This is a genomic window from Paenibacillus larvae subsp. larvae, from assembly GCF_002003265.1.
GTDB classification, from domain to species: Bacteria; Bacillota; Bacilli; order Paenibacillales; family NBRC-103111; genus Paenibacillus_H; species Paenibacillus_H larvae.
Window position 1 is genome coordinate 1035336 of sequence record NZ_CP019687.1, and the last position, 12886, is coordinate 1048221.

Here is a 12886-nt window from a genome sequence, read left to right on the forward strand (position 1 = left end):
AGCAACTTCACAATGAAGCGCTTGGATATATAAGCTTCTTATTTCTCCTTATTTGATCAAGCATGGACTTATCTGGAAGTTTGGTAAAAAGAATATGTTTTGGCCTTGTATTTGCCTCAATAATCCAGATACGGCCACTTCTTTCCACCCCAAGATCAACTCCAAGTTCCCGAATATTCGGGAATTTTTTATTAAGCTCTTCGGCAATGGTGAGGGATAATTGTTTGAGTTCATTTATACAATTATCCACATTAAAATAGTTATCCGCAAAAAGGGGTATAAGCACTTTTTCCAATACCTCCGCTTTCCCTCCTTTATGATAGTTGGTAATGTAGCTTTTCCTGGGGGCAACGCGGGCTACGAGCCCGGAGACTTCCCATTCCGACACAGGTTTCTGCAGATATACTCTAACGTCAAACACATTTCCTTTATACCGGGCTAATTCAATTCCTCTCTGCACAACATAAGTCTTTGGAGGATTCTGGTAACCGTTTAAAAAACGTCTTAATGAAGAAAGTCCGACTTTTTTCCGTTTATGTCCGATGCGAATTTGATACGTACCACCGCCTTTTTTATTGATTTTGACAATACCTGATCCTCCGCTGCCTCGATCCGGTTTAATGAAGATAGAGGAATGAGAGTCAAGCATAAGCAAGGCTCTTTGGGCAGTGTACCAGTGAAGTTCATGTAAATACGGACGCAGTTCGGCCCGTTTGGATAATGTGTTGTGTTTGACCATCTTCCCTTTTATTTTGTAAGGACTCATAAACGACAACCTTTCTTTATTTAGTTATCAGTTATATGCATCTCCTATAAGATTGGAAAGGGCATATGCCTATGACGTAAAGCAATTGGAACGCATTTAATTTGGGAACACCCGATCAGTTTATACCGGAACCCTCAAATTGTTTACATAATATATATTTAGTTAATTAAATACTTCTAACCAGGCCTAATCAGTAGAAACATGAAAAAAGGCTGATACTAGCATTGAGCTAATATCAGCCTTTTTCCTCTTTATTTTATTCAAATTGAAGCCTTTCAATAAACCTCTTTAAAATTTGCGAAGGCTGCTTTCTTTTACGTAGTACCCATCCATAAGAAATTGGTTTTAAATTAGGAATAGTTAATTCAATAGGGACGATTTCTTTTTGGTCATTTATTATATTGTTTGTAAATAGATAATCAAATTTAATCGTAACTCCTAACTCTTGCTTTACGGCATTTTGTATCGCACGTGTGTTATTGGAGATGAAAAGAATATTCAGTTCTCCGTACTGGGAACATAAATCTATTATGCTATTTCGAATACGTTCATCATCATATAAAACCAGAGTTTGATGCATCAATTGTTCAGGCGTGATTGCTTTTTCTATTGCAAGCGGGGAATTCTTATTTACGCCGACAACAATTTTCACCTCTAGTAACTTTTCAAATAAAAAATCAGCATGCTTTTCCCAAAGGAGATCTGATAAGGCAATAAAACCAATATCAATTATCCCGTGCTGAAGATCATCTAATATTTCATTCTGGGCCTTTTCGTATATTTTTATTTTTACCTTCGGATGATCCTTTTTGAATTTTGCAATGATATCAATCAGTACATGCATTGGCCCTGGAATGGATGCAATTTTTAATTCTCCCTTTAAGGTATTGCTGTAGATTTGAGCTTCTTCCTTTAATTCCTTCACTTGCAGCAAAATCTCATGCGCTTTCCGAATAATCATTTTACCTTCAGCGGTTGGAATTGCACCTAAACCCCGCGACCGTGTAAATAGCGTGATCCCAAGTTCACTTTCAAGTAACGAAATGGATTGACTAATCGCAGATAAAGTAACGTGACAATGTTGAGCCGCTTTAGTAAATGAACCCGTTTTTGCCACCTCAACGATGTATTGCAGTTGTTCAAGATTCATAATCCCCCTCCGTTATTAAGTAGTACTTAATTCTTAGTAAGCATATCTAAATTTTAATTAATTATATGCGGTGTTACAATAAATGAAGATATTTCCTTTTTTAAGGAATTTAAACTGAAACGAAAAGGAGGGCTCCTTATATGTGTGGAATTGCAGGATGGGTAGACTGGTCCGTAGATCTTTCAAATCAACAAGAAACGTTAAAAAAAATGACTGACGCTATTATACACCGTGGACCTGATGAAGAAGGATTTTGGTTCTCAGAACATGCAGCGTTTGGTCATCGCCGCCTTATTGTCATTGACCCTGAAGGTGGTCTCCAACCTATGTTGTATAAAAGCGGTAACGGTACGATTGCTCTTACATTTAATGGAGAAATCTACAACTATCAAGAGCTGCGTATTGAACTTGAAGAGAAAGGCCATGTATTTCTAACCAAATCAGATACGGAAGTATTACTTCATGCATACTTAGAGTGGCAAGAAAACTGTGTACAACACTTAAATGGGATATTTGCCTTTGGCATTTGGGATGAGAGATCAAATCAACTCATGCTGGGTCGGGATCATTTAGGTGTAAAACCCCTCTTTTTTGCCCAACGCGGAAGCGCGATTCTCTTTGGTTCTGAAATAAAAGTTTTACTTGCTCATCCGCTTGTAAAAGCAGAAGTAGATATTGAAGGGCTTTCCGAGATATTTTGTCTTGGGCCGATGCGTACGCCTGGTCATGCCGTTTTTAAAGATATACACGAATTACGGGCCGGTTACTATATGCTAGTTACCTCAAATGATGTAAAAACAAAACAATATTGGAAACTGGAGAGCAAAACACATACAGATGATGTAAACACAACTGTTGAAAGGATCCGCGCTCTTTTACAGGATACTGTGAAACGGCAATTAATTGCTGATAAGCCTGTAGTAACTATGCTTTCGGGAGGATTAGATTCAAGTGGTTTAACGGCTCTAGCAGGAAATGAATTTAGAAGTAAAGGTAAGAAGCTCCATACGTATTCCCTTGCTTTTGCCAATGATGAACAAGATTTTGAAGAGGATTTCCTTCGCCGTGACCGTGATGAACCTTGGGTGAAACGTGTAGCTGAACATGTCGGAACAATGCACCATTCTGTTGAAATGGGCCCGGAAATATTAATCGAGAATTTATTAATTCCGATGAGAACTCGTGATCTGCCAGGCGTCGGTGAACTAGAAACTTCTCTTTATCTCCTGTTTAAAGAAATGAAAAAAGAGGCAACTGTAGCTCTTTCAGGGGAATCAGCGGATGAAGTATTTTCAGGATATCCATGGTTCTATCAGGAACAATTTTTAACTGCGGATATTTTCCCATGGAATATAAACCAGTTTTATTATACAGATATTTTATCAGAAGAGATGAAAGCAAAGATAAATCCAAAGCAATATCAACAGCAAAAATTTCAGGAAGCGGTTCGAGAGATTCCTTTTTTACCGGGTGAAAATGAGTTACAAATGAAGCAGCGTCAAATGTCTTATATGTTTATTACACGTTTCTTGCCATTTATGTTAGAACGTAAGGATCGTGCCAGCATGATAACAGGCTTTGAAGTTCGTGTTCCCTACTGTGATTATCGGCTTGTAGAATATCTGTGGAATGTTCCCTTTGAAATGAAGAGTATTGATAAGATTGAAAAAGGTATTTTACGCCGTGTTTTCCAAACTGTACTACCACACGATGTGTGTTACCGCAAAAAGAGTGCATATCCAAGTACAAAAGATCATTCCTATTTACAAGGAATTAGCAAATGGATGCTTCATATATTAAACGATGATACATCTCCTATTCTTCCGCTCATAAATGTAGAAAAAGCACGCGCTATCGCAGAAGGAAGGGATAAAGTTATTTTCGGTAATGAGGCCAAAGGCATAATGGATTACTTGATCCAAGTAAATAGTTGGCTTAAGGAATATAATATTGAGCTTGTATTCTCGGAAAACTATGCAACGGATATCAGGTCTTGTTCTTAAAATAATAGCAAAAAGCCGATGACCTGACAAAAGGCATCGGCTTCTTGATTCAATATATTTCTGTTTTCACTTTTCCAATTTAACGGCATGAGTTTTTAATCCGACTTCGAACATGCGGCTCCACGGCATATAACAATCGTCAATTTTCACTTCGTATTCCCCGTCGTTAATATGGAGCTCAATAAAATCATTCAGCAGTACTTTCACCCTCCCGGCAACCTTCCCTCTGGGTCCGTCAATGGAGAAATAAGTAAACCCGGATCCCAGATGGGGCAGTTCGTTTTTGCACATGTAAGTACGGACAAACGAACAATAACCGGCATCTTCTACATAACGAAGGGAGAGGAAATCGAGATGTGATTGTGTATTCCCGTACACACTGTATAGCATTCCTTGAGCAATACACGTTCCTAACGTATTGGAGCTCGTGTTCCAACCCGCATAGGCAGCCAGTTTGAACAACAGCTTTTTGTCCCGCAGCAGCTGAAGCAATTCCAGGTCGCCCCCGTTGATAAAGGCTACATCCGCAATCATACAAGGCTTTTTCAAGTAATGAACGATATAATCTGCTGTCTCTACCAATTCTATGATCGTACGGAAGACGTTATAGCCGATGCCCCGGTCGTTTTGGGCACAAGCCTCCATCATCCTATCACCTGGTGTATTCACACAAAGTACCAGATCTGCTTCTGTGCAAGAGGTACATAGGAGGCCACCGGCAGCCATAACCTGATATTTGATCGTTTCAAGCAGAGCCCTATCCTCGTATGTTGGCGTGATAAACGGGCCCTCAATACTTGAGAAACGCGGATAGATCAGTGGTTTTCTGCCTAAATATTGGTTGATCATTCTTGCCAATAACGTGCAGCCGATTTCGTCTGCTCCCGGATACATATATACACAGAGCTGTAAACCTAACGCTTCAATATATTCCCGCACATATTGCTGATCTATTGCCGTTAAGCCATAAGGAGCGGAATCATCCTGCGGGATGATCATGAAATCAATCATGTTTCCTTGTACCAGTTCGATCGCCTGTTTGTTCATTTCTCTGTTCACGCTTCGCCGGTTTTTATAATCCTTCACAACCGCTTCCGGCAAGACCGCTTCGATGGCTTGGAGTTCTTTGCGTTCCTCCTCTGTGGCTATGCCGATTTCAATCTTATGGCGGATGAAACCTTGTCTGAATATCTCCCTCCCCCACTGTTCGTAATAATCCGGCTCCTCATCATGACTGGAATAACTGGGGCAGCGCATGATCAGATGAAAAGCATAAATCTGAAGCTGCGGATTGAGCTCTTTCAACTTACGAATCCGCTGTAACCGGTTATTGCATTCTTCTATTGTCATCTCATGCAGACGTGAAGGGACAATCCCTCCATAAATAAGCGTATCCAGGGAAAGAATGGCCCCATCGGCATCTTTCACGTGCTCAAACAGCCATTCCCATATTCTTTCAGCTTCACCCGGTTCCTTTTTTAACCCCATTAATTCTCTCCCGGGTCTTTCCAGAGAGAATGCGCTTCCTGATGATAAAAAGTTCGGGAAATCGTAATTGCAAGGACGTTCATCCAAAGGGACGTACAAGATCTTCTTTTTCCTCATGTTATATCCTCTTTCCCTTTAACTTACGGATAGACCGTATAAACCGGCCAATCGGGCCTATGAAGTATAGCGCTGGATAAAAGCTACAGCTTTCCGGATATCGGTTTCGGGCTGGTCTCCGACTTCACGCTCAATTGTAAGGTATCCTTTATAACCTATGTCTTGAAGAACATTGAAGTATGCATCAAAGTCAACTTTGCCTTCTCCAAGCGGGACTTCCCGGAATACTTTTCCTGATGAAACCATTTCCGCTATCTTGCCGTGGTCCATTGGTTCATAACCTAAAAATCCATAAACTTCTCGCGGATCTACTTCTTTATAACGGACTCCATCCTTCACATGAGTATGGACAATATACTCCTGCAGAGTAATTACTCCTTGAACCGGATCATCACCGGTTACCATTACCATATTCGCCGGATCAAAATTAACGGATACTCCCTTACCGCTTAGTGTATTTAAAAAGTTTTTAAGATGTTCCGCCGGTTCCGGACCTGTTTCAATAGCGAAAAAAGCTCCCATGCTGTTCGCATATTGGCTTAACTCTTCACATGCCCGCTGCATTTCTTCATATACTGGGTTATCCTCGGAAGGTATGATTCCAATATGGGTCGTTACTATATTTGTACCCAATTCAACGGCCAGATCCAGGATACGTTTTGACTTTTCTATTTTATATTTATTTTGTTGTTTATCTTGAAAACCATGTCCGCCCAAATCACCGCAGAGTGCCGAAATCTCCAATCCCAATGATTCAATGAAGGCTTTTAATTCTTTTCTTGCTCCGGAAGAAAGCTGATCCGGATCCATTTCGCCGGAGACGGCATAGATTTGCACACCGTCTGCTCCCACTTCCCTTGCCTTTTTTAACCCCTCTCTTAGAGGAAGATGAAAACTGTCCACAATAATACCAATCGGATTTTGAAGAAGACTCATTTTGCTTCCCCCTAAAAATGAATTTCTTTGCCTTTTTTGTTGGATTCGTAAATACCGCAAAGTATTTTCATCATTTCCAAGCCGTCCTCTACCGGACTGATAGTGGAAACCCGTCCCTGGCAGCTGTCAAATGAAATGATCAATTTGATTTTGAAACCCGTTTTCAAAATCAAAGGTTAAATAGTCGATTTGCGGTTCGATATTTAATATCGTGTCATACTTCTCGCTGACCAGCATTAATTTGGGCTCCAGTTCGGCTCCGCCTTTATCCCCATACACCCGGATAAATAGTTCATCCTCTTTGGCATGAATCGGAAAACCAGCCGCCCGGATTGCCAAGACGTCTTAAGCATGTCGCTTTCGCAAAATAGATGTCCCCAAGGTCTCCTTCATCAATAAAATTCTTCAAAACCTTCATATTCGTTCCCAGCCTGCGGACATAACCAACTTGAAGAATTTTACCGCTTTTGTGCACAGCTTCTTCTACTTTCAGGGCTTCCTCCACTGTTTTGCATAATGGCTTTTCACACAACACATGCTTCCCGGCCTCCAAAGCAGTGATGCTGATAGGGGCATGGCTGTTATTCCAGGTGCAAATGCTTACCGCATCTATTCCAAGGATCGGAGAGCAGTTCCTTATAATCGGTATATATCCTTTCCGCACCATATTTGGCTGCTTTTTGTTTCGCCCGTTCTTCGTTCAAGTCACAGACAGCTGCCAGTTCGACTTCCTTATTGTTATCGTAGGCATTGAGGTGCATTTCCGATATGGATCCCGCTCCGATAACGCCAACTTTGATTTTACCCATCCCGGTTTCCTCCTTATGTTAGACCTATTAAAACCTCCCCCAGCTATACGTCATACCAGATTCGGCGGACGTTTGCAAGACCGATTTTTGTCCCCTTCCTGCAATCCTCAAGACCCTCAAATTCGATTGAGATATATCCGTTATAGCCGGAAGCTTTGATTACGCGAAGAATTTCCCTCAGGTCCAGGTCACCATGACCGGCAATCGCTCCTCTCAAGAAGTTCCCGTTTGCCGTTTGAAACCAGACTTCACCTGGATTTTGATAAGACGGCCGCAGATAGAAGTCTTTGACATGAACCATTGAAGCGGTAGCTATATTTTTCTGAACCGCCGCCACCGGGTTTTCATCTACACACATAAAGTTGCCCACGTCTAGTGTTGTTTTAAAATTATCCCGGTCTACCGAATGAACTAAACGCTGCACACGATCGCTCGCCTGAATATAAAACCCGTGATTTTCCACGCTCGTGGTGATTCCGAATCCGCTTGCATAATCGGCTATTCTTCTGCAGGCATCTGCAACCTTCAATAGATCCGCTTCAAAATGATGAATGCTGGTTTCCGGAATCGGCCTGGAAGCCGCATCATGGCGCATCAGTTTTATCTCCATCCGGTGAGCTTCATCAACATGTCTCATTACACGTTGAATTTCCGCTTCATAAGCTTCCTCACATTCCGTAAGGAAATTGGCACCGATTGCATAATTGGACAATTCAATGCTGTTGTCCTCCGCTCTTTGACGGATTTGATCCGAAAGCTCAGGCTGCTCCGTCAGATCGAAATCAAGCGGGACTATCTCCGCATGCTCACCTCCATTAGCCGCAATCCAATCAAGAATATCCAATATGGTCAGGCCTTCATTTTGCGAAGCCTGATACAGGCTGTAGGAGCTTACTCCTAATTTCATACAGGTACCTCTCTTTCACTTTTTGTTCCACGACCCATCAAGTCCCTATAGGGTTTTATGCAAATTGCCGGTAAATTATTTCATACCCGTTATAGAAATTTCCTTATTTAACTCCATCTGAACGTAAATCGGAATCATGGTCACTTAAGCACACAAGCATCCCCTCAACGTATTGAGAACGCTTTCTAATTATAGTAAAAATATGGATTTCTCCTCGCAAGGCAGGTAGCTTTCTACTTACCACATAGGAAGCGTTATCTTTTTCTATATTTGGAGAAAAAATCCTTCTATTGATTATTTAATGAGAAAATTTTTCCAATGTCAACCCTTTAAGCCCAATAGCTTTCTTGCAGCAATCATGACAAAAAGTTTCACTCCTGTTTGGAAGGCTTCTTCATCAACCGTAAATTTGGGGTGATGATTCATATATAAAGCATCCGCTGTTTCGTCTTTGGCACCCAACCCCACAAAAACACCTGCCAGTTTATCCGTATAAGCAGAGAAATCTTCACTGTGGTGATTTGGTGGATGGCAAACTGCCCGGAAAGTCCTTACGCCGGATAACAAACAAATCTTGTGTAACGGACAGCAACCAACCACCATCAATATTATATAAAAGAAAAATCTACATTTCACAAAGATATACGGATTCCGAATAATAGCGCAAGTTTTTTCCCCATTGCTCGTGTAATCTATCCCAATCCTCCTGCTGAGGTACAGGAGATGTAAGCAGATGCAAGGGAATATTTAAATTCAGCAGACGGCCGTTTACTATAAAACGAGTAACACCGGAAGGAATGGCCTTTCCAAGAGCAACCATATCGTGTATTTGCTTCAAATCATATGCAGGATAATGAAGCATGACATGACCCGGATCAGGTAAGATTTCTTCAGATTGCATTACCCGTTTCACGTTGTAGACTTCACTGTACATACCTACAATTTTGTGCCAGACATCCAGTGGGGATTCACTGATAGAGGGTATCTGGTCATTCAGGTAGAGATAGTTCTTCTCTCCAATACTATTGATCAAAACCGCGATAGGACATGCTTCTTTTTGCTCCTCCGTCCAGATAAGCGTATGGTCTTGACGCAAACTTTCCAGCCAATTCCCTTCAGGTACAAGGTGGCTCCAATATTCTATCTTTAATTCTTTTGGGTCTACAACTTGAATTGGAATTCTTCGGCAGCCTAATGTTTTCAAGGCACTGGTTCTATGAGTTCCATCAATTATCAGATAACGATTATCTATTTTAATGGCCAATACCGAATTCTTGATGAAACCATCATCTTGAATGGTCTGTACAGTTTTTGTCAAGCGTTTGGGTTCGCACTTCTCGTGCACATCAATGAATTCTATATCTACCAGTTCTAAGTTGGATAATACATTGACCATGTTTTTCTTTCACTCCTATTCAGAGAGGATCTGCGAAAAGCGAACTTCCGGCCATCAAAGACCTGACTTTTTTACTCAGGTAACGTTATTCCTATCCCTTGATCTAAAGCTTTACGATAGTAATAAGTGGCAGTCGCCAAATCAAAAATGGACATTCCCATTGGGTTAAAAATGACCGCTTCGCTAGTCTGATTCTTCGAGAAATCCTCAAAACATACAATGTCCGCAATGGACTTAGTATCTTCTTTTTGCAGCCCCTTCTGCAAATGCATGTTCTCGATGTCCGTATTCTCACGGCATACTTCATCCCAATCATCTACATATATGGCATTGGTGTACTCAAGAATTGACGGTTTAAAATCACGCAATGACACATTTAACAGTAACGCTCCATCCTTGGGCTTCTTGTCAATGTAGCCATTACTAGAAACTGTGCAAGTAATAAATAAATCCGAATCAAGGTAAGCCTCTTCCCAGCTTTTTGCAATAACCGTTCTTTCTTTAATGTCCTCCGGAATAAACTCACTCTGTATTCCCTTGATATCAAACAGATAAATTTTATTTATTCTATCTCCCAGCAAGTTATGTACCATCTGAAGATGTAAACGGCCTATAGGTCCAAATCCAACGATTCCAACCGTCATATTATGTCTATTTCTTGTTTTTTCAAAGTATTGAATCACCAGACCTGAGACGGATGCTGTACGGATTCCGCTAACAAGGGCCGTGTTGATAAAAGCAGACGGTTTTCCTGTTTCGGTCTCATTTAGAATGGTTACGGAATGGGCACGTTGAATTCCAATTTGCGGATTTTTGGGAAAACTGGAAATCCACTTGATTCCTGCTGCATTGATGTCACCGCCGATAAAAGAGGGCATGGCAATAATCCGAATGGCCGGATCCCTGAAACGCAGGTAGGGTTTGATTGGCTGTGCATAATCTTCTTCATGAAAACTATTTACGGCCTGTTCAATGTAAGCTATAGTTTGCTCCCAATCAATCCCCATTTGTTGAATATCTTTAGTGTTTAGATACAACATAAATATCAGGCTCCTTTTCATTTTTTTACTTATTAGGTACGCTCAACCGGGCTTGTTCTTCATTCTGTTCATACAACCACATTTTCCAGTCCTGATTGTAAATTGTATTTATATAAGGAACTCCGCTATCGGGACAAATAAACACAACATTTGGTTTTTCTCCAGGCTTCATTTTTTCAAAATATTGATTGATGGCATAATAACTTGTACCTGACGAACCTCCTGCAAAAATAGCGTGTTCTTCAAATAACTGTTTACAACCTTCTACCGTGTTGATTTCTGATACGTGGATGATTTCATCGATAAGTGCCCCTTTAACGTTGGGCGGAACCATACTTGAGCCTAACCCGGGAATATATCTTTTCTTAGGTTTATCACCAAAAATAACGGAACCTTCGCTGTCAACCGCAATAATCTTCACATGAGGAAAAGATTCTTTCAGGCACTGGGATATTCCGGAAATTGTGCCTCCTGAGCTAACTCCTATGAAAGCATAATCCAGATGGCCAAAGTGGCCAACCAGCTCTGCCCCTAAACCTAAATAATGGGAAAGAGGATTGTTGGGATTTTCGTATTGATTGGTCCAGAAGGAATATGGAATCTGCTGGCATAATTCCTGTACCGTTTTGACCCTTGTCAAAAGATAACTTCCTGTCGGATCAGGCGTTGTAACTTTGACTACATCGTAAGCAATGGACCTGAGCATCTGCTCGTAATTGGAATTGATGTTCGGGTCAATGACAGCTATGAATTTTATATGGAGGTACTTGCAAAGCGTGGCTAACGCAACGCCGAAATTGCCTGACGATGATTCAATAACAGTTGTGTTTTGATTAATTTCCCCACTCTCAATCGCGGTCTTCAAAATATAATACGCAGGTCGAATTTTGACACTACTCATAAAATTATGTAACTCAAGTTTAGCAAACAGATTGATCTTCTCATGTTCCAGTTGAATCAGAGGAGTGTTACCAATTCGGTTTACCAGCGTTTTTAGCTTAGTCAGCATTTAAATTGTCCCCTTTTGCAAGTGTATTTTTTCACTCATGATTCCTGCCTTAAAATGTAAGAATGGAATCTTTTTAGTCACCTGCATTTATAATCTAGCTTGGAACTGTTTTCCTGTGTTTTACCGCATATTTCCTTAAACCGTATTGGGAAATGATCTGCTGTTGAATTTGACTTGTACCTTCGATGATTTCCAGCACTTTCGCTTCACGAAACAACCGTTCCGCCGGGTATGCATTATAGCAGCCGTTGCCTCCATGGATTTGGACAGTATCACTAGTTACCTCTACCGCAATTTTAGAGGCAAAATACTTGGCTATAGCCGTTTCATGAATGGACTCGTCATGGCCCTCTTTTCTTCTTTCACCTGTTCTAAGGCACAACGCACGGGCGGCATGTACCTTCGTTACAGTATCTCCTATCATGCCCTTTACCAATTGAAAATTGTGCAACTTTTCACCGAACTGTGACCGTGTTCGGGAATAAGTAACCATCGCTTCCAGTGCCTCAGCAGCTATCGCAGCTCCTGCCCAAGCTATACTGTAACGGCCATGGTCTAATGCTGTGGATACAACATACGTAAACCCTCCGCCCTCACTGCCAAACAGGTTTTCCTCGGGAATCTCTATGTTGTTCAATTGGATTTCTGCGATATGCACTCCCCGGTTGCCTAGCAAACCCTTGATCGGAATAGTATGCAGCCCTTCCCGCTCCCGCTCTACGATAAATGTCGATGCTTGCCCTGCTTCGTTAGTTGCTGCCACCAAGAAAAAATCGGCGATTGCAGCAAATGAAATCCATTTTTTTCTACCGTTTAAAATATACCGGTTTCCTTCTTTCCGGTACGATGTTTGCACGTTTTTCGCGTCTGATCCCACATTTGGCTCAGAAAGGGCAAATGCTCCCATTTTAGCTCCTTGTGCCATGAGCGGAAGCCACATCTCTTTTTGTTCCTTTGTACCGAACCGTAGCATGGTTTCTCCCAGCAATGAAGTTTGTACCGTAAGGAGTGCTCTTGTATTGCTGCATGCTTTTCCGATTTGTTCTGTTAGCAAACCGTAGGCAACCGGATCCAACTCAAGCCCCCATATTCTTTGGGCCAGCTGGCCGATAAATAACCCCTTTGGGCCATTTTGCTTATCAGAATGCGAGGAAGTACTCCACTTTGGTCAATTTCGGCCGCTAAAGGCCGTATTTCCTGGGCAGCAAACTCCGCAGCCTCTTCCAAAATCCGCGTATGGGCAGCATTTGTATGAATGCTCATAG

Annotated in this window: 10 protein-coding genes and 2 pseudogenes; 1 reads left to right on the plus strand and 11 read right to left on the minus strand. The window is 41.4% G+C overall.

All coding sequences use genetic code 11. The features are described from left to right. Positions 1 to 7: 7 nt before the first annotated feature. A complete protein-coding gene (locus tag BXP28_RS05395) occupies positions 8 to 766 on the minus strand; it encodes a YheC/YheD family protein (RefSeq protein ID WP_023485327.1) in 759 nt (252 codons plus the stop codon). 256 nt (positions 767 to 1022) lie between these two features. Continuing rightward, positions 1023 to 1916 (minus strand): LysR family transcriptional regulator, encoded by an 894-nt coding sequence (locus BXP28_RS05400; RefSeq protein WP_023485326.1) that lies wholly within the window; start codon positions 1914 to 1916, stop codon positions 1023 to 1025. Positions 1917 to 2056: 140 nt separating this feature from the next. Here BXP28_RS05400 and asnB point away from each other — a divergent pair, with 140 nt between their 5' ends. After that, complete coding sequence (asnB, locus tag BXP28_RS05405; RefSeq protein ID WP_023485325.1) at positions 2057 to 3919, plus strand: asparagine synthase (glutamine-hydrolyzing); 1863 nt, start codon at positions 2057 to 2059, stop codon at positions 3917 to 3919. Between the two features lie 66 nt (positions 3920 to 3985). Here the strand turns inward: asnB and BXP28_RS05410 are convergent, their stop codons facing one another. The 9 genes and pseudogenes from BXP28_RS05410 to BXP28_RS05450 all read right to left on the minus strand — a co-directional run bounded on the left by BXP28_RS05410 (position 3986) and on the right by BXP28_RS05450 (position 12884). Continuing rightward, positions 3986 to 5524 (minus strand): DUF4127 family protein, encoded by a 1539-nt coding sequence (locus tag BXP28_RS05410; RefSeq protein WP_023485324.1) that lies wholly within the window; start codon positions 5522 to 5524, stop codon positions 3986 to 3988. Between the two features lie 57 nt (positions 5525 to 5581). Next, a complete protein-coding gene (locus BXP28_RS05415) occupies positions 5582 to 6460 on the minus strand; it encodes a sugar phosphate isomerase/epimerase family protein (protein ID WP_023485323.1) in 879 nt (292 codons plus the stop codon). 11 nt (positions 6461 to 6471) lie between these two features. Beyond that, a pseudogene (locus tag BXP28_RS05420) lies at positions 6472 to 7269 on the minus strand (Gfo/Idh/MocA family protein). A 43-nt stretch (positions 7270 to 7312) separates the two neighbouring features. Beyond that, complete coding sequence (locus BXP28_RS05425) at positions 7313 to 8176, minus strand: sugar phosphate isomerase/epimerase family protein (protein ID WP_077584936.1); 864 nt, start codon at positions 8174 to 8176, stop codon at positions 7313 to 7315. Between the two features lie 321 nt (positions 8177 to 8497). After that, entirely contained in the window at positions 8498 to 8644 is a 147-nt protein-coding gene (locus BXP28_RS23175) for an amidohydrolase (protein WP_167552491.1), read from the minus strand. A gap of 157 nt (positions 8645 to 8801) precedes the next feature. Further along, positions 8802 to 9572: a ParB N-terminal domain-containing protein gene (locus tag BXP28_RS05435; RefSeq protein ID WP_023485319.1), complete on the minus strand. Its 771-nt coding sequence runs from the start codon at positions 9570 to 9572 to the stop codon at positions 8802 to 8804. A gap of 71 nt (positions 9573 to 9643) precedes the next feature. Beyond that, positions 9644 to 10612 carry a 2,3-diaminopropionate biosynthesis protein SbnB gene (sbnB, locus tag BXP28_RS05440; RefSeq protein WP_023485318.1) on the minus strand — a complete coding sequence of 323 codons (969 nt, stop codon included), beginning with the start codon at positions 10610 to 10612 and terminating at the stop codon, positions 9644 to 9646. Between the two features lie 25 nt (positions 10613 to 10637). After that, a complete protein-coding gene (gene sbnA, locus BXP28_RS05445; protein ID WP_023485317.1) occupies positions 10638 to 11621 on the minus strand; it encodes a 2,3-diaminopropionate biosynthesis protein SbnA in 984 nt (327 codons plus the stop codon). Between the two features lie 94 nt (positions 11622 to 11715). Beyond that, positions 11716 to 12884 (minus strand): annotated as a pseudogene (locus tag BXP28_RS05450) (acyl-CoA dehydrogenase family protein). Positions 12885 to 12886: the final 2 nt, after the last annotated feature.